The 17,275-nt window shown below is 70.9% G+C and carries 14 protein-coding genes; 11 read left to right on the top strand and 3 right to left on the bottom strand.

The genetic code is table 11. From position 1 onward, the window contains the following. Window positions 1–74 precede the first annotated feature (74 nt). Window positions 75–1,364, top strand: a complete 1,290-nt coding sequence (locus ACWD0J_RS09375; RefSeq protein WP_451495166.1) for a citrate synthase — start codon at window positions 75–77, stop codon at window positions 1,362–1,364. A 665-nt stretch (window positions 1,365–2,029) separates the two neighbouring features. Beyond that, window positions 2,030–3,073: a zinc-dependent alcohol dehydrogenase family protein gene (locus ACWD0J_RS09370; RefSeq protein ID WP_451495165.1), complete on the top strand. Its 1,044-nt coding sequence runs from the start codon at window positions 2,030–2,032 to the stop codon at window positions 3,071–3,073. A 61-nt stretch (window positions 3,074–3,134) separates the two neighbouring features. Here ACWD0J_RS09370 and ACWD0J_RS09365 read toward each other — a convergent pair whose 3' ends face one another. Both ACWD0J_RS09365 and ACWD0J_RS09360 read right to left on the bottom strand, forming a co-directional pair. Next, window positions 3,135–3,335 (bottom strand): helix-turn-helix transcriptional regulator, encoded by a 201-nt coding sequence (locus ACWD0J_RS09365; RefSeq protein WP_389810796.1) that lies wholly within the window; start codon window positions 3,333–3,335, stop codon window positions 3,135–3,137. A gap of 366 nt (window positions 3,336–3,701) precedes the next feature. After that, window positions 3,702–4,619, bottom strand: coding sequence for a sugar phosphate isomerase/epimerase family protein (locus ACWD0J_RS09360; protein WP_451495164.1), 918 nt, complete (start codon window positions 4,617–4,619; stop codon window positions 3,702–3,704). Window positions 4,620–4,762: 143 nt separating this feature from the next. Here ACWD0J_RS09360 and iolC point away from each other — a divergent pair, with 143 nt between their 5' ends. The 6 genes from iolC to ACWD0J_RS09330 all read left to right on the top strand — a co-directional run bounded on the left by iolC (window position 4,763) and on the right by ACWD0J_RS09330 (window position 12,007). Beyond that, window positions 4,763–5,713: a 5-dehydro-2-deoxygluconokinase gene (gene iolC / locus ACWD0J_RS09355; protein ID WP_451495163.1), complete on the top strand. Its 951-nt coding sequence runs from the start codon at window positions 4,763–4,765 to the stop codon at window positions 5,711–5,713. Continuing rightward, on the top strand, window positions 5,710–6,591 hold the full coding sequence (locus ACWD0J_RS09350) for a Cgl0159 family (beta/alpha)8-fold protein (protein ID WP_451495162.1): 882 nt from the start codon (window positions 5,710–5,712) through the stop codon (window positions 6,589–6,591). Before iolC ends, ACWD0J_RS09350 begins: the two co-directional genes overlap by 4 nt. Window positions 6,592–6,598: 7 nt before the next feature. Then, entirely contained in the window at window positions 6,599–7,423 is an 825-nt protein-coding gene (gene iolB / locus ACWD0J_RS09345) for a 5-deoxy-glucuronate isomerase (RefSeq protein WP_451495161.1), read from the top strand. Continuing rightward, entirely contained in the window at window positions 7,420–9,303 is a 1,884-nt protein-coding gene (iolD, locus tag ACWD0J_RS09340) for a 3D-(3,5/4)-trihydroxycyclohexane-1,2-dione acylhydrolase (decyclizing) (RefSeq protein ID WP_451495160.1), read from the top strand. The genes iolB and iolD overlap by 4 nt, the downstream gene beginning before the upstream one ends. A 23-nt stretch (window positions 9,304–9,326) precedes the next feature. Continuing rightward, complete coding sequence (gene mmsA, locus ACWD0J_RS09335; protein ID WP_451495159.1) at window positions 9,327–10,829, top strand: CoA-acylating methylmalonate-semialdehyde dehydrogenase; 1,503 nt, start codon at window positions 9,327–9,329, stop codon at window positions 10,827–10,829. 599 nt (window positions 10,830–11,428) lie between these two features. After that, the gene (locus ACWD0J_RS09330; RefSeq protein WP_451495158.1) at window positions 11,429–12,007 is read left to right on the top strand and encodes a hypothetical protein; all 579 of its coding nucleotides are present in this window, start codon (window positions 11,429–11,431) and stop codon (window positions 12,005–12,007) included. A 342-nt stretch (window positions 12,008–12,349) separates the two neighbouring features. Here ACWD0J_RS09330 and ACWD0J_RS09325 read toward each other — a convergent pair whose 3' ends face one another. Then, a complete protein-coding gene (locus ACWD0J_RS09325) occupies window positions 12,350–12,742 on the bottom strand; it encodes a VOC family protein (RefSeq protein ID WP_451495157.1) in 393 nt (130 codons plus the stop codon). 431 nt (window positions 12,743–13,173) lie between these two features. Here ACWD0J_RS09325 and ACWD0J_RS09320 point away from each other — a divergent pair, with 431 nt between their 5' ends. The 3 genes from ACWD0J_RS09320 to ACWD0J_RS09310 all read left to right on the top strand — a co-directional run bounded on the left by ACWD0J_RS09320 (window position 13,174) and on the right by ACWD0J_RS09310 (window position 17,185). Beyond that, entirely contained in the window at window positions 13,174–13,524 is a 351-nt protein-coding gene (locus ACWD0J_RS09320; RefSeq protein WP_451495156.1) for a hypothetical protein, read from the top strand. Between the two features lie 149 nt (window positions 13,525–13,673). Then, on the top strand, window positions 13,674–16,322 hold the full coding sequence (locus tag ACWD0J_RS09315; protein ID WP_451495155.1) for a CocE/NonD family hydrolase: 2,649 nt from the start codon (window positions 13,674–13,676) through the stop codon (window positions 16,320–16,322). Continuing rightward, complete coding sequence (locus tag ACWD0J_RS09310) at window positions 16,319–17,185, top strand: ABC transporter permease (RefSeq protein ID WP_451495154.1); 867 nt, start codon at window positions 16,319–16,321, stop codon at window positions 17,183–17,185. Before ACWD0J_RS09315 ends, ACWD0J_RS09310 begins: the two co-directional genes overlap by 4 nt. Window positions 17,186–17,275: the final 90 nt, after the last annotated feature.

Genomic DNA, 17,275 nt, shown 5'->3' with positions numbered 1-17,275 from the left:
GTGCGCCAAATGGGGGATGGTAGAGACAGTCAGGGCAACCTCGAAGAAGAGGCACAACGTCGGTGAGGGATGACGTGAGCGACAACTCTGTAGTACTGCGGTACGGCGACGGCGAGTACACCTACCCGGTGATCGACAGCACCGTCGGTGACAAGGGCTTCGACATCGGCAAGCTCCGCGCCCAGACCGGTCTGGTGACTCTGGACAGCGGCTACGGGAACACCGCCGCGTATAAATCCGCCATCACCTACCTCGACGGCGAAGCGGGCATCCTCCGGTACCGCGGTTACCCGATCGAGCAGCTGGCCGAGCGCTCCACCTTCCTGGAGGTCGCCTACCTGCTGATCAACGGCGAGCTGCCGACCGTCGACGAGCTCACCGTGTTCAAGAACGACATCACGCAGCACACCCTGCTGCACGAGGACGTCAAGAACTTCTACCGGGGCTTCCCGCGCGACGCCCACCCGATGGCCATGCTGTCGTCGGTCGTCTCGGCGCTGTCGACCTTCTACCAGGACAGTCACAACCCGTTCGACGAGAAGCAGCGCAACCTCTCCACGATCCGGCTGCTCGCCAAGCTTCCGACGATCGCGGCGTACGCGTACAAGAAGTCGATCGGCCACCCGTTCGTCTACCCGCGCAACGACCTGGGCTACGTCGAGAACTTCCTCCGCATGACCTTCTCGGTCCCCGCGCAGGAGTACGACCTCGACCCGACCGTCGTCGCCGCCCTGGACAAGCTGCTCATCCTGCACGCGGACCACGAGCAGAACTGTTCGACCTCCACGGTCCGCCTGGTGGGCTCCTCGCAGGCGAACATGTTCGCCTCGATCTCGGCCGGCATCAACGCCCTGTGGGGCCCGCTGCACGGCGGCGCCAACCAGTCCGTCCTGGAGATGCTCGAAGGCATCCGCGACTCCGGCGGCGACGTCGACTCCTTCATCCGCAAGGTGAAGAACAAGGAGGACGGCGTCCGCCTGATGGGCTTCGGCCACCGGGTCTACAAGAACTTCGACCCGCGCGCCAAGATCATCAAGGCCGCCGCGCACGACGTGCTGTCCGCCCTCGGCAAGTCCGACGAGCTGCTGGACATCGCGCTCAAGCTGGAGGAGCACGCGCTCTCCGACGACTACTTCGTCTCGCGCAGCCTCTACCCGAACGTCGACTTCTACACCGGCCTGATCTACCGGGCCATGGGCTTCCCGACCGAGATGTTCACGGTCCTGTTCGCCCTCGGCCGGCTGCCGGGCTGGATCGCCCAGTGGCACGAGATGATCAAGGAGCCGGGTTCCCGCATCGGCCGCCCGCGCCAGATCTACACGGGCGTCGTCGAGCGCGACTTCGTCCCGGTCGAGGAGCGCTGAGCGCCGTAGCGGCGTAGGCAGAAGAAAAGGCGCCCTGGCGCCGGTCCCCCCACGGGCCGGCGTCCAGGGCGCCTTCCCATGTCCCGGTGCGGATTCCCCCCACGGGATCCGGCCGGGCGTCTGTGAGAAAACAGCGCCTGAATCGCTGTTGTGCGGTACTGCTGGGTGCTGCCGTTGAGCAGAACGAGCAAAATCGCTCGTACTACTCCGTGTGCGGCCTGCCGGGACAGCGCACGCTGGGAGGGCCGCTCAAAGCTCCCCGGTGTACGTGCCCCGGCAACGCAGCTCCGAGGACGTCCCCCAAGACATCCTCAGACGCCAGGAAACGCCCCCCAAGACGCTGCCTGACATCGTCAACTTAGACCTTCGAACCCCTTCGATGGTTACGTTCGCGTCACTGTGATCTGCGTCTCTTGCATATGTCCGTTAAGCGCGCAAGAGCATGGATACGGCGAGCGAGACCCAAGCGTAAGGAAGATGCGCGAGCCTTGTGAAGAGCTTATGTGAGGGTGGCGCAGGACTCCAGAGGGGCCCTGGTCCCTAGTTCGGTGAACACGGGGGAACGGGGGTCGGCCCCGGGCCGGGGGAGGAAGGGCTGCCCGGCTCGGCGGGCAGGGCCTGGCGTGCCGCTGGACGGGGTGAACTGCACAAGGCGGGGGCGGTCGATGCGGGCTGTGGTGGTCGAGCGGTACGGGGAGCCGGCCGAGGTGCGGGAAGTGGCGGACCCGGAGCCCGCGGAGCACGGGGCCGTGGTGCGGGTCGAGGCCACGGGGCTGTGCCGCAGTGACTGGCACGGCTGGCAGGGCCACGACCCGGGCATCACGCTGCCGCACGTGCCGGGACACGAGCTGGCCGGCGTCGTCGAGGCGGTGGGCGCCCGGGTGGCCGGGTGGCGTCCCGGCGACCGGGTCACCGTCCCGTTCGTCTGCGCCTGCGGCGCCTGTCCCTCCTGCGCGGCGGGCGACCAGCAGGTGTGCGAGCGGCAGACCCAGCCCGGCTTCACCCACTGGGGCTCCTTCGCCCAGTACGTGGCGCTGGACCACGCCGACGTGAACCTGATCGCCCTGCCCGGCGAGCTGTCCTTCGCCACCGCTGCCTCGCTCGGCTGCCGGTTCGCCACCGCGTTCCGCGCGGTGGTGCGGCAGGGCCGGGTGGCGGCGGGCGAGTGGGTCGCGGTGCACGGCTGCGGAGGCGTCGGCCTGTCCGCGGTGATGATCGCGGCGGCGTCGGGCGCGCGGGTGGTGGCCGTGGACGTGTCCCCGCACGCCCTGGACCTGGCACGGACGTTCGGCGCGGCGCAGTGCGTGGACGCCTCCCGCACCGAGGACACGGCGCGGGCCGTCCTCGACCTCACCGGCGGCGGTGCCCACCTCTCCCTCGACGCCCTGGGCTCGCCCGCCACCTGCGCCGCCTCCGTGAACGGCCTGCGCCGCAGGGGCCGTCACGTCCAGGTCGGCCTGCTGCCCTCCCCGGCCGGCACCACCCCGGTCCCCATGGCCCGCGCCATCGCCCTGGAGCTCGAACTCCTCGGCAGTCACGGCATGGCCGCCCACGCCTACCCGCCGATGCTGGAACTGGTCCGGGCCGGTGTGCTCCGCCCCGGCCTCCTCGTCACGTCCACGATCACCCTGGACGCGGCCCCGGCCGCGCTGGCGGCGATGGGCACGGCCCCGGGGGCGGGCGTCACGGTCATCGAACCGTGGGCCTGACGGGGCCGTGGAACCGGCGGTGCCCCGCGCGGCGGCGGGGCCCAGGTTCTCGTTCCGCGGTTCAGGCCTCTCTTCGGCCCCGGTTGCCGGGCCGGGACGCCACCCACGCCCGGACGGTGTCGGCGTACCAGAACGGCTTGCCGCCCTCGACGTGGTCGGGCGGAGGCAGCAGCCCGTGCTTGCGGTAGGAGCGCACGGTGTCCGGCTGTACCCGGATGTGTGCCGCGATCTCCTTGTAGGACCAGAGCCTTCGGTCGGTCATGAGGTGCACCTCCCCGCGCGTGCCGCGGCGGCGGCCGGGGGCGGCCGTCGGGGGTACCGGGCACTGCGCTGGCGATCACAAAGCCTGTGCCCGGTGAACGACGCAGAGTGAAGGCAGGGCAGGGGCTGTGCACCGGGCGTGACGGAAGAGCCGCGTACACGCGACATGTGTGACACGAAGGGGGCGTTTGTGACAGGAGTGGCACAAAGGCGTACGCCGGTCCAAGGGCGCGGCGTATTGACTCGGGGCTTCGATGCCCGTGCCCACGGCGGCCGGCCGCCGATGCGGAGACGGTCCGCAGTCGTGCTGACGGCCCCGCGTCCCTCCCCCGCCAGGACGCGGGGAGGGACGCGAGGCGGCGTGTGCCTAGGCCCCGCACGACCTCAGGAAGGCCCGGGTCCGCTGGGCGATCGGCAGGGGCTTGTCCGGCTCGCACGGGTACATGTCCTGCTCGACGATCGCGAACAGGTCGACGTCCAGTTTCTGCGCGGCCTCCAGTACGGGCCCGAGCGCCGGCACCCCGGCGGGCGGCTCGCACATCACACCGCGCGCGACGGCCGGCCCGAACGGGACCCCGTTCGCCCGCACGTCCGCGAGGATCTCCGGGTCCACCTGCTTGAGGTGCAGGTAACCGATCCGCTCGCCGTAGGTCTCGATGAGCTTGACGCTGTCGCCGCCGCAGTACGCGTAGTGCCCGGTGTCCAGGCACAGCGACACCAGGTCGGAGTCCGTGCCGTCGAGGAAGCGGACGACGTTCTCCTCGCTGTCGATGTGGGTGTCGGCGTGCGGGTGGACGACGATCTGGAGGCCGTAGCGCTCCCGCACCTCCTTGCCGAGCCGCTCGGTCAGGGAGGTGAGATCGCGCCATTGTGCGGGCGTGAGAGTGTCCGGCTCCAGCACCTCACCGGTCTTGTCGTCCCGCCAGAAGGACGGGATGACCACCAGGTGGGACGCGCCCATCGCCTGGGCCAGCACCGCGTTGTCCGCGACGTGCGCCCAGGTCTTCTCCCAGACCGACTCGCCGTGGTGCAGGCCGGTGAACACCGTGCCGGCGGACACCTTCAGGCCGCGCCTGGCCGTCTCCTCGGCGAGGACGGCGGGATCGGTCGGCAGGTACCCGTACGGGCCCAGCTCGATCCACTCGTAGCCGGACGCGGCGACCTCGTCGAGGAAGCGCTGCCAGGGGACCTGCCGGGGATCGTCCGGGAACCAGACGCCCCAGGAGTCGGGCGCCGATCCGATCCGGATGCGGGACAGTGAGGAGTGAGGTGACAACAGCGTCATGGCGGCCAGCGTGAGGTTCCCGGGCGCGGAGTGTCAAGGCCTCGTCCGAATGTCTGGACAAAACATTGACAGGGCCACGTGCGCGGGGCTAGAAACCGGGGTGAGCCGATACGAGCCGACACGGCGGCACGGAAGGGAACTCGATGGCGTACGACCTGATCACCATGGGGCGGATCGGAGTGGACCTCTATCCGCTGCAGACGGGCGTCCCGTTGCCGCAGGTGGAGTCCTTCGGCAAGTTCCTCGGCGGTTCGGCCGCGAACGTCGCCGTCGCCGCGGCCCGCCTGGGACGACGGACCGCGGTGATCACCCGCACCGGGGACGACCCGTTCGGGACGTACCTGCACGAGGCGCTCCAGGGCTTCGGCGTCGACGACCGCTGGGTCACCCCGGTCCCCGGACTGCCCACCCCGGTCACCTTCTGCGAGGTCTTCCCGCCGGACGACTTCCCGCTCTACTTCTACCGCCGCCCCAAGGCGCCCGACCTGGAGATCGACGCCCACGAACTCGACCTGGACGCCGTCCGCGAGACCCGGATCCTCTGGGTCACCGGCACCGGCCTGAGCGAGGAGCCCAGCCGTACGGCGACGCTGGCGGCGCTCGCCCACCGCGCCAAGGCCGGCACGACGGTGTTCGACCTCGACTGGCGCCCGATGTTCTGGACCGATCCGGACGCGGCCCGCCCCTTCTACGCCGAGGCCCTGAAGCACACCACCGTCGCGGTCGGAAACCTCGACGAGGTCGAGGTGGCGACCGGGGTGCGCGAGCCGCACGCCGCCGCCCGCGCCCTGCTGGACGCCGGCGTGGAACTCGCCGTCGTCAAGCAGGGCCCCAAGGGCGTCCTCGCCGTCAACAGCGCGGGCGAGTCGGCCGAGGTGCCGCCGCTGCCGGTCGACGTCCTCAACGGACTCGGCGCCGGCGACGCCTTCGGCGGCTCCCTCTGCCACGGCCTGCTCGCGGGCTGGGACCTGGAGAAGATCATGCGGCACGCCAACGCGGCCGGCGCCATCGTCGCCTCCCGGCTGGAGTGCTCCTCCGCGATGCCCACCGCGGACGAAGTGACGGCGGCGCTCGCGGCGGGAGCCGTCAGGTGAGCGTCGACATCGCGGAACTCGTCCGCGTCCGCACCCTGCACCCCGAGGCCGTGGCCGAGGCCGCCGCCCGCCGCCCCCGCCGGCCGCTGCTCAACGACGCGGGCCGCCTGATGATCGTCGCCGCCGACCACCCGGCCCGCGGCGCCCTCGGCGTCGGCGACCGCAAGTTCGCCATGGCCAACCGCGTCGGCCTCCTCGAACGTCTCTGCCTGGCGCTCAGCCGCCCCGGCGTCGACGGCGTGCTCGCCACCGCCGACATCCTCGACGACCTGCTGCTGCTCGGCGCCCTCGACGGCAAGGTCGTGCTGGGCTCGATGAACCGCGGCGGTCTCCAGGGCGCCAGCTTCGAACTCGACGACCGCTTCACCGGCCACCGCCCCGAGGACATCGAGCGCCTCGGGTTCGACGCCGGCAAGCTGCTGCTGCGCATCGACTACGCCGACCCGGGCTCCCTCACCACCCTGGAGTCCACGGCCCGCGCCGTCGACGACATGGCCGCACGCCGGCTCCCCGTCTTCGTCGAGCCGTTCATCAGCGAGCGCACGGCGGAGGGCAGGCTGCGCAACGACCTCTCCGCCGAGGCCGTCACCAAGTCGATCGCCATCGCCTCCGGCCTCGGCGGCACGTCGGCCTACACCTGGCTGAAGGTCCCGGTCACCGAGAACCCCGACGACATGGCCGAGGTCATGGCGACCTCCACGCTGCCCGCCGTCCTGCTGGGCGGCGAGGTCGGGGAGGACCAGGACGGGGCGTACGAGAAGTGGCGTGGCGCCCTGCAACTCCCCACCGTGCGCGGCCTGGTGGTCGGCCGCTCGCTGCTGTACCCGGCGGACGGCGACGTGGCCGCCGCCGTGGACACCGCCGTAGGACTGCTGTGAGGGCCGCATGACCAGCAACGGGCTGTACGTCCCCAGGGGCACCGCCGCCAACGCCCAGTACGTCGTCGACATCGACCCCGAGCGGGCCGGCTGGAGCCACAGCAGCCTGCGGATCGTCGAGCTGGAGCCGGGCGGCACGCACACCTTCACCACCGGGGACAGCGAGTGGATCGTGCTTCCGCTGCACGGCGGATGTACCGTGCAAACAGATACCGAAGAGTTCCAACTCCTGGGCCGGGAAAGCGTGTTCGCGGGAGTCTCCGACTTCGCGTACGTACCCCGTGACGCCCGGGCACAGATCGCCTCCGGCGCGGGCGGCCGCTTTGCTTTGGCAGGAGCGAAGTGCGAGCGACAACTCCCCGCCCGCTACGGCCCCGCGCCGGAGGTCCCTGTGGAGCAGCGCGGCAGCGGGACCTGCGCGCGCCACGTACGGAACTTCGCCTCCGCCGACGCCTTCGACTGCGACAAGCTGATCGCCGTCGAGGTGATCACGCCCGGCGGCAACTGGTCCTCGTACCCGCCGCACAAGCACGACGAGCACCGGCCGGGCGAGGAGGCGGAGCTGGAGGAGATCTACTACTTCGAGATCGACGGCCCGAACGGATTCGGCTACCAGCGCGTGTCCCCCTCCCGTGAGGGCGGAGCGGACGTCCTCGCGGAGGTCCGCTCCGGCGACACCGTGCTCGTCCCCGACGGATGGCACGGCCCGTCGATCGCCCAGCCCGGCCACGACATGTACTACCTGAACGTCATGGCGGGCCCGGGCGAGACACGGGAGTGGCGGATCTGCTTCCACCCGGACCACGTAGAAAGCACAGGGGGTTATCGATGACCTCGACGACGAGGCTGACGGTCGCACAGGCGCTGGTGCGGTTCCTGGCCGCCCAGTACACGGAGCGCGACGGCGTGCGGCAGCGGCTGATCGGCGCGACCTGGGGCATCTTCGGCCACGGGAACGTCGCCGGGATCGGCCAGGCGCTCGTCGAGTACGCCGACGAGATGCCCTACCACCAGGGCCGCAACGAACAGTCGATGGTGCACGCGGCCGTCGGGTACGCCCGCCAGTCCAACCGCCTGTCCACGCACGCGGTGACCACCTCCATCGGCCCCGGCGCCACCAACCTGGTCACCGGTGCCGCCCTGGCGACCGTCAACCACCTCCCGGTGCTGCTCCTGCCCGGCGACACGTTCGCCACCCGCGTCGCCGACCCGGTCCTCCAGCAGCTCGAAGTGCCGTACGCCGGCGACGTGTCCGTCAACGACTGTCTGCGCCCGGTGTCCCGGTACTTCGACCGCGTCACGCGCCCCGAGGCACTGATCCCGGCCGCCCTGCAGGCGATGCGGGTGCTCACCGACCCGGTCGAGACGGGCGCGGTCACCCTCGCGCTCCCGCAGGACGTGCAGGCCGAGGCGTACGACTGGCCCGACGAGTTCTTCGCCGAGCGCACCTGGGTGGTGCGCCGTCCGGGCGCCGACCCGACCGAGCTGGCCGAGGCCGTCCAGGCGATCAGGGCCGCGGCCAAGCCCCTGCTGATCGCCGGCGGCGGCGTCCACCACAGCCGCGCCGAGGAGGCCCTCGCCGAGTTCGCCGCGGCCACCGGCATACCGGTCGCCTCCACCCAGGCCGGCAAGGGCTCCCTGCGCCACGACCACCCCCAGGACGTGGGCGCCGTCGGCCACACCGGCACGGCCACCGCCAACGAACTCGCCCGCCAGGCCGACCTGGTGATCGGCGTCGGCACGCGCTACACCGACTTCACCACCGCCTCCGGCACCCTGTTCACGGCTGAGGGCGTCCGCTTCCTCAACCTCAACATCGCGCCGTACGACGGCCACAAGCTCGGCGGTCTGCCGCTGGTCGCGGACGCCCGCAGCGGCCTGACGGAGCTGACCCAGTCCCTGGGCATGCACGAACACCGGGTCGCGGACCTCTACGTCAGCGAGTACCTCCTCGACAAGGAGCGCTGGGAACAGCGCGTCGACGCCTGCTACGAGGCCGACGAGCTCGACGTACGCCCCACGCAGCCGCAGGTGCTCGGCGCCCTGGACGCCCTCGTCGACGAGTCGGACGTGATCATCAATGCGGCCGGCTCCCTCCCCGGCGACCTGCACAAGCTGTGGCGGGCGCGCTCCCGGGACCAGTACCACCTGGAGTACGGCTACTCCTGCATGGGCTACGAGATCCCGGCGGCGATCGGCGTGAAGCTGGCCGCGCCCGAGCGCAACGTCTGGGCGCTGGTCGGCGACGGCACGTACCTGATGATGCCGACGGAGATCGTGACAGCCGTGCAGGAGGGCATCGCGATCAAGGTCCTGCTCCTGCAGAACCACGGGTACGCGTCCATCGGCGGCCTGTCGGAGTCGGTGGGCGGCGAGCGGTTCGGTACCGCCTACCGCTACCGGTCCGACGACGGCACGTACACGGGGGCGCCGCTCCCGGTGGACCTCGCCGCGAACGCGGCCAGCCTCGGCATGCGGGTGCTGCGCGCGAAGACCGTACGAGACCTCCGCGCCGCCCTCGCCGAGGCGCGCGCCGCGGACACTCCCACATGTGTCTACGTGGAGACCGAAACCGCAGACACAGTGTCGGGCGCGCCTCCGGCGCAGGCCTGGTGGGATGTACCTGTGGCCGAGACCGCGACGCGGCCGTCCGCGGTCAAGGCACGTGAGCTGTACGAACGGCACGTCTCCACCCGACGCCGCCATCTGTGAAGGATTACGGGAGTGACTCAGTCATGACGAAGATCGTCAACCACTGGATCGGCGGCAAGCCCGTCGAAGGCGCGTCGGGTACGTACGGGCCGGTCACCGACCCCGCGACCGGCGCGGTCACCACGAAGGTCGCCTTCGCCACCGTCGACGAGGTCGACGCGGCCGTTGCCGCCGCCCGGGACGCCTACGCCGCCTGGGGCCAGTCCTCGCTGGCCAAGCGCACGGAGATCCTGTTCCGCTTCCGCGCCCTGCTGGACGCCAACCGGGACGCCATCGCGGAGCTGATCACCGCCGAGCACGGCAAGGTGCACAGCGACGCGCTCGGTGAGGTCGCGCGCGGCCTGGAGATCGTGGACCTGGCCTGCGGCATCAACGTGCAGCTGAAGGGCGAGCTGTCGACCCAGGTCGCCAGCCGGGTGGACGTCGCCTCGATCCGCCAGCCGCTGGGGGTCGTCGCCGGCATCACGCCGTTCAACTTCCCGGCGATGGTGCCGATGTGGATGTTCCCGATGGCCATCGCGTGCGGCAACACGTTCGTGCTGAAGCCGTCCGAGAAGGACCCGTCGGCGTCCCTGAAGATCGCCGAGCTGCTGGCGGAAGCCGGTCTGCCGGACGGCGTGTTCAACGTCGTCCACGGCGACAAGGTGGCCGTGGACCGCCTCCTGGAGCACCCGGACGTCAAGGCGATCTCCTTCGTCGGCTCCACCCCGATCGCCCGCTACATCCACACCACCGCCTCGGCGAACGGCAAGCGCGTCCAGGCCCTGGGCGGCGCCAAGAACCACATGCTGGTCCTGCCGGACGCCGACCTGGACGCGGCGGCCGACGCGGCCGTCTCCGCGGCCTACGGCTCCGCGGGCGAGCGCTGCATGGCCATCTCGGCCGTGGTCGCGGTCGGCGCGATCGGCGACGAACTGGTCGCCAAGATCCGCGAGCGCGCCGAGAAGATCAAGATCGGCCCCGGCAACGACCCGGCCTCCGAGATGGGCCCGCTGATCACCGCCGTCCACCGCGACAAGGTGGCCTCCTACGTGGAGGGCGCGGCGGCCGAGGGCGCCGAGGTCGTCCTGGACGGCACCGGCCACACCGTCGAGGGCTTCGAGGACGGCCACTGGATCGGCATCTCCCTGCTCGACAAGGTCCCGACCACGGCCAAGGCCTACCAGGACGAGATCTTCGGCCCGGTGCTGTGCGTGCTGCGTGTCGACACGTACGACGAGGGCGTGGCCCTCATCAACAGCTCGCCGTTCGGCAACGGCACCGCGATCTTCACCCGGGACGGCGGCGCCGCCCGCCGCTTCCAGCTGGAGATCGAGGCCGGCATGGTCGGCGTGAACGTCCCGATCCCGGTCCCCGTCGGCTACCACAGCTTCGGCGGCTGGAAGGACTCCCTCTTCGGCGACCACCACATCTACGGCAACGACGGCACGCACTTCTACACCCGCGGCAAGGTCGTCACCACCCGCTGGCCCGACCCGGCCGACGCCCCCTCGGGCGTCGACCTGGGCTTCCCGCGCAACCACTGACGGTCCCACCCAGTGAGTGAAGTCGTCCGCGCCACGGACGGCTTCACTCCGAGGACGGCCGTCGCACACCGGGGCCGCCCCGCCGGCGGCGGTCTGCTCCCTCTCATGGCCCAGGTCACCTCCCGGGCCCCTCCCCGAGGCCACCAGATCACCGATGGGCAAGGCACCTCGCGCGCCGCGCCTCCTCTATCAGACTGCGCCTGCGGAGTGTGACCAAAGCCGAGGACCTGCCCTCCGTCCTCCCCGGCAGGGGTATATGTCCTTGTCCGATGCAACTGCCGTACGGGGTCGTCGCACAGCTGATGCCGGACGGGCCGGACACCGCGGACGTGGTGCCGGCAGGGCTGGGCCGCAGTGCGCTCGCGTATGAGGTCTGACCAAGTGGGCCAGTGGTTCGGTCGTCCGGGCTTTGCCGGTCCGTGTCCCTGACAGGCGCGGTGCGGACGGGCCCGCCTCTCTGACACCAGGCCAGGCTGCTGGGAGACCGCTTCAAGCGCTGTCAGCGGGTGATGCGATGATCTCCCACCAGGCGGGCGTGAGCACGCCGGAATCCCGACGGGGGGGCTTGGATGGACACTTGGCAGGACTTCTCCACGCTGGTGAAAGACCGTCTGGAGGCCGCCTCATCCAGCGAACGGGCGGTGTTCGCCGCCGGGGTCGCTGAGCGGCTGCTGAGCTGGCACGAGGCTCTGCCCGAGGACGAACAGGCGCCCTTCACCTTGAGCATGCGCCCGCTCCTCGACTCGGTCTGGGAAGGCGTCCTCGGCGATTCCACGGCGTTCACCGCGATCAACCGCGCCGTGGCGACGTACATGCTCAGCGACTACTGCCACAACGACGGCCAGGACGGACCCGACGACGCTGACGAGCCGGCCGCAGCCGCGGTGCTGTATGCGGCGCATGCCTACCTCTATGGGTGTACCGATTTCGCAGTCTGGGCGAGCGGCCGGGCCGTGGATGCCGTCGACCAGCGCCTTGAGTATCTCGCTGAGCAGGAGGAGGACGACCTTCCTGACCCGGATGAGGCGCTGATCGGTGAGCTTCAGCGCCAGCTGCGGGACCTCGACCTCATCGCCGAGCGTTCGGCGGACCTGCGTCACGCCAAGTTCGGGCTGCCCATTGACACATCCGTCCGGCTCCGCGTGGAACTGCGGGCCCCCCTCTCCCTCCGGGACTGAACGGACTGGCTGTGGCAGCTGTCAGGGGTTGCGCCGTTCCGCCTCGGTGATGCCGAAGCGGGAGGACTCGGTGCCGGTCCGGATCAGGGTGCAGCAGAAGGTGATCCGGGCCCGGACGCGGCACGTGAGGGACGTCCTGGAGGCCAGGTTCCCAGGGCCGCAGCCCACTTGGGCGCCGCCCAGGCTGACTTGCCCGCGTTCGCGGCCTTCCGCGGTCGGGGTCGCCCGACCATCACTGACCTCGGCCAGCGGCGGCGGGAAGGCCGCACGCATGAGGCCGCACGCATGCCCGCGCTGTCACCCTGGGCAGATGCTCGGCCGCGCGGGATTCGAACTCCTGCACTAGCGAGCCTTGCTTGCATCAACCTCCTCAACGATGCAAAAGGGGTGCCCGACCGGATCGGTGAGAACGCGCGCCCTGGCCCCGTGAGGTTGATGCTCCGGTCTGCCCGCACCCAGCTCCAGCAACCGGGCTTCGACCTCTTCCAAGTCCTGCTCGACCTTGAAGCACATGTGAAGCTGCTGAGGAACAGTCTGTGCAGGCCAGCGCGGAGCCCGGTAGTCATCGACCCGTTGAAAACCGATGAAGACTTCGTCCTCGCAGTCGAGACCGGCGAAGTCAGTGTTCGACTTGGGATGAAGTTCGAGACCGGTGGCCTGCTGGTAGAACGCCGCCAGAGCCAGCGGATCCGGGCAGTCGAGGGTTATCGCGCTCAACTTCATCTGCAAGGGCATGACGCCTCCGGGACGATCAGTGGACTTCCGTGATGCACACCCTAGAGACGGCTGCCTACGGCTGAGGGAGACACCAACCCCCTACGTGTCCCCCTAGGCGTAGGCATCGCAGGGTCGTTCCGGGCCGTCCGCCGTGAGAGGTCTCGATGAGGCCAGGAGTCTCCCAGCGCAGACCCAGGGGCATCCCTGGGGCGACTACTGGGGTGCCCTCTGCCTGTTCTTCCATAGCGTTCGGAGCGGTAAGGGCTCCTTCACCGACTCGCTTCGGTGGCCGTTCGGCGGATTTGGAGGGCAAGGTATGGGCATATCTGTGCCGGTCTCACCTGACGGCCTACGCGCGCACGGTGCGCCCTGTCGGGGACGCGTCACCGCGCTCGCAAGCCGACCGCCGCAGACAGCTGCGCCTATGGGCACTGACGGTCCTGATCAGCGTGTTGTCGCTGTTCTGGGCCACGTCGGCGTACGCCGGGATCGTGGGCCGCTCCAGGGCCGCGGAAGCCGCACAGTCGGTCAATACGGAATTTCCCGCAGTCGTGGTCTTCAGTGAAAAGGACCTGATGATTCGTGGTGACGGCAGCTGTTTCAACAGCGTCGAGGGAAAGAACAGCGCCTACGGCTTCCGTTACGCGGACCTGAGACTTTTCCATGTGTCCGGCGACCGTGTGTTCCTGGTGGGGCCGGACTGGACCCCGAGAGCAGGGACTCTCTGGGTGATCGAGAAAAGCGACAGCTTGCGGGTGGAGTTCTCCAGCGTCAGGGAGAAGCAGGGCCAGGAGTGCTGAGCAGGGGCGGGGCCGGGGCGGTGAATCTCCCCGCGCCCGCCGTACCACGGACGCGGTACACGAAAGCGCCTCCGTACCCCCACGGGATGGGGGGTGGTTCACCCTCCGGTCGACAACTCGCCGACAGTTTCACCCCGTACCGTTGACGCATGGATCTTCGACTGCCCCGGCTGCAAGGCCTCCTCAGGGGGCCGCGACGGCTCGGCGCCGCCGCGGCCGCCGTCGTCGTGCTCGCCGGCGCCGGGACATGGACGGCCGTCGGCGACGACGCTCCGCCGGTACACCGCACCGACCGGGTGATGCCGATGGACGGCGTGCGCATCGACACCTCCTACTTCACCTCCGGAGGAACCGGCCGCCGCCCCGCCGTCCTGCTCGCGCACGGCTTCGGCGGCAGCAAGGCCGACCTGCGGCAGCAGGCCGAGGACCTGGCCCGGGACGGGTACGCGGTGCTGACCTGGTCGGCGCGCGGCTTCGGCAAGTCGACCGGCAAGATCGGCCTGAACGACCCGAAGGGCGAGGTCGCCGACGTCTCGAAGCTCATCGACTGGCTGGCGAAGCAGCCGCAGGTCCAGCTCGACAAGGCCGGCGACCCGCGCGTCGGCATGGCGGGCGCCTCGTACGGCGGCGCGATCGCGCTGGAGACCGCCGGACACGACGACCGGGTGGACGCCGTCGCCCCGGCGATCACCTACTGGAACCTCGCCGACGCCCTCTTCCCCAACGGCGTGTTCAAGAAGCTCTGGGCGGGCATCTTCGTCAACTCCGGCGGCGGCTGCGCCACGTTCGAGACGCGGCTGTGCCAGATGTACGAGCGGGTCGCCGAGTCCGGCACCCCGGACGCGCAGGCCGTCAAGCTCCTGGAGGAGCGCTCGCCGTCGGCCGTCGCCGACCGCATCAAGGTGCCCACGCTCCTCCTCCAGGGCCAGACCGACTCCCTCTTCCCGCTCGGCCAGGCCGACGCGGCGGCGAAGGCGATCCGCGCCAACGGCGCCCCCGTCGGCATCGACTGGCTCGCGGGCGGGCACGACGGCGGCGACATGGAGACGAGCCGCGTCCAGGCCCGGGTCGCCTCCTGGTTCGACCGCTACCTCAAGGACGACAAGAGCGCCGACCCCGGCCCCGCCTTCCGCGTCACCCGCACCCTCGGCGCCGGCACCGGTGACGGCGAGACCCGGCTGCGCGGCGTCAGCGAGGACACCTACCCCGGCCTGGCGGGCGAGCAGCGCGAGGTCGCCCTCGCCGGACGCGAGCAGAGCTTCGAGAACCCGGCCGGCGCCAACCCGCCCGCCGTCTCGGCGCTGCCCGGCATCGGCGGCTCCGGCGGCCTCGCCCAGCTCTCCACGCTCGGCGTCGGAGTCTCCCTCGACTTCCCCGGCCAGTACGCCGCCTTCGAGTCGGCGCCCGTCGAGGACGACCTCCAGATCACCGGGTCGCCCACGGTCACGGTCCACGTGAAGTCGACGAGCGAGGACGCCGTCCTCTTCGCCAAGGTGTACGACGTCGGCCCCGGCGGCGGTGGTCAGCAGGTGCTGCCCTCCCAGCTGGTCGAGCCGTTGCGGGTCGAGAACACGAAGGCCGGCCAGGACGTCACGATCACGCTCCCGGCGATCGACCACGAGGTGGACGACGGCCACCGCCTGCGCCTGGTCCTCGCCTCCACGGACCTCGGCTACGCCTCCCCGGCCACCCCGGCCACGTACACGGTCTCCCTCAAGGGCGACCTGGAGGTGCCGACGCCCCTCAGCCACACGAACGCGCAGGCACCGCTGCCCGCATGGGTGTGGTGGCTGCCGCTGGCCGGCGCGGTGACCGCGCTGCTCCTGCTGCTGACGGCCCGGCGCCGCACGACCGTCCCGGCCCCCGACCCGGCGGCGGCCGACGTCCCCCTCCAGATCACGGACCTGAGCAAGCGGTACGCCAAGTCCGCCGACCGGTACGCGGTCCGGGACCTGACCTTCCGCGTGGAGAAGGGCCAGGTCCTCGGCCTGCTGGGCCCCAACGGCGCGGGCAAGACGACCACCCTGCGCATGCTGATGGGTCTGATCAAGCCGGACGGCGGCGAGATCCGCGTCTTCGGTCACGCCATCGCGCCGGGCGCCCCGGTGCTGTCCCGCGTCGGCGCCTTCGTCGAGGGCGCCGGCTTCCTCCCGCACCTGTCCGGCCGGGAGAACCTGGAGCTGTACTGGCGGGCCACCGGCCGCCCGCCCGAGGACGCCCACCTGGAAGAGGCCCTGGAGATCGCCGGCCTCGGCGACGCCCTGGCCCGCGCGGTCCGCACGTACTCCCAGGGCATGCGCCAGCGCCTCGCCATCGCCCAGGCCATGCTCGGCATGCCCGACCTGCTCATCCTCGACGAGCCGACGAACGGTCTCGACCCGCCGCAGATCCGCGAGATGCGCGAGGTGATGATCCGCTACGCGGCGGCCGGCCGCACGGTGATCGTCTCCAGCCACCTCCTGTCCGAGGTCGAGCAGTCCTGCACCCACCTGGTCGTGATGGACCACGGCCGGCTGGTCCAGGCGGGCCCGGTCGCCGAGATCGTCGGCTCCGGCGACACGCTGCTGGTCGGCACGGCCGTGCCCGTCGAGGAACCCCTCGCCGAGAAGGTCGCCGCCCTGCCCGGCGTGGTCTCGGCGGTCCGCGCCGACGAGGGCCTGGTGGTCCGGCTCGACGCCGACGGCAGCGCACAGCGCCTGATCGCCGAACTCGTCCGGCTGGAAGTCCCGGTGGAGTCGGTCGGCCCCCACCGCCGCCTCGAAGACGCCTTCCTCACCCTGATCGGAGAGTCCGCATGAGCGGCACGCTGACCGACCGCGCGGAGGTGGCCGACGGCTACCGCGCGGGCCGCACGCTGCCCATACGGGTCGAGCTGGTCCGCCAGCTCAAGCGGCGCCGCACGCTCGTCATGGGCGGCATCCTGTTCGCCCTGCCGTTCGTCCTGCTCATCGCCTTCCAGGTGGGCGGCGGACCGGGCGGCGGCAACGACCGGGTCAACCTCATGGACACGGCCACCCTGTCCGGGGCGAACTTCGCCGCCGTGAACCTGTTCGCCTCGGCCGGCTTCCTGCTCGTCGTCCCCGTCGCCCTGTTCTGCGGGGACACGGTCGCCTCGGAGGCCAGCTGGTCCTCCCTGCGCTACCTGCTGGCGGCTCCCGTGCCCCGGGCCCGCCTGCTGTGGTCCAAGCTCGTCGTCGGGCTGGGCCTCAGCCTCGCGGCGATGGTGCTGCTGCCGCTCGTCGCCCTCGCCGTCGGCACGGCGGCGTACGGCTGGGGCCCGCTGGAGATGCCGACCGGCGGCTCGCTGCCCGCCGGCACGGCCGCCCAGCGCCTGGTGATCACGGTGGCGTACATCTTCGTGTCCCAACTGGTCACCGCCGCCCTGGCGTTCTGGCTGTCCACCCGGACGGACGCCCCGCTGGGCGCGGTCGGCGGCGCGGTCGGCCTGACCATCGTCGGCAACGTGCTCGACCAGGTGACGGCGCTCGGCGACTGGCGCGACTTCCTGCCCTCGCACTGGCAGTACGCCTGGCTCGACGCCGTCCAGCCACGGCTGCAGTGGTCCGACATGATCCAGGGCGCGTCGGTGTCGGTGACGTACGCCCTCGTGCTGTTCGCCCTGGCCTTCCGGGGTTTCGCCCGCAAGGACGTGGTGTCCTAGGTGTGTTGACCCGTGAGGTTGGGGACGCGGCTGGCGGGTGGTTGGCCGTTCAGCGCGGTGTGTCCGCGGTGGTGATTGTAGGTGTGCAGC

It is taken from the genome of Streptomyces sp. NPDC003011, from assembly GCF_053591515.1.
This window is presented reverse-complemented; position numbering and strand designations above follow the sequence as displayed.

Excerpts from the sequence above, each read along its gene's own strand:
- ACWD0J_RS09360 (WP_451495164.1), bottom strand. The coding sequence starts at position 4,619 with ATGACGCTGTTGTCACCTCACTCCTCACTGTCCCGCATCCGGATCGGA.
- iolC (WP_451495163.1), top strand. The coding sequence starts at position 4,763 with ATGGCGTACGACCTGATCACCATGGGGCGGATCGGAGTGGACCTCTAT.
- ACWD0J_RS09325 (WP_451495157.1), bottom strand. The coding sequence starts at position 12,742 with ATGCCCTTGCAGATGAAGTTGAGCGCGATAACCCTCGACTGCCCGGAT.
- iolB (WP_451495161.1), top strand. The coding sequence starts at position 6,599 with ATGACCAGCAACGGGCTGTACGTCCCCAGGGGCACCGCCGCCAACGCC.
- mmsA (WP_451495159.1), top strand. The coding sequence starts at position 9,327 with ATGACGAAGATCGTCAACCACTGGATCGGCGGCAAGCCCGTCGAAGGC.
- ACWD0J_RS09365 (WP_389810796.1), bottom strand. The coding sequence starts at position 3,335 with ATGACCGACCGAAGGCTCTGGTCCTACAAGGAGATCGCGGCACACATC.
- ACWD0J_RS09315 (WP_451495155.1), top strand. The coding sequence starts at position 13,674 with ATGGATCTTCGACTGCCCCGGCTGCAAGGCCTCCTCAGGGGGCCGCGA.
- ACWD0J_RS09310 (WP_451495154.1), top strand. The coding sequence starts at position 16,319 with ATGAGCGGCACGCTGACCGACCGCGCGGAGGTGGCCGACGGCTACCGC.
- iolD (WP_451495160.1), top strand. The coding sequence starts at position 7,420 with ATGACCTCGACGACGAGGCTGACGGTCGCACAGGCGCTGGTGCGGTTC.
- ACWD0J_RS09370 (WP_451495165.1), top strand. The coding sequence starts at position 2,030 with ATGCGGGCTGTGGTGGTCGAGCGGTACGGGGAGCCGGCCGAGGTGCGG.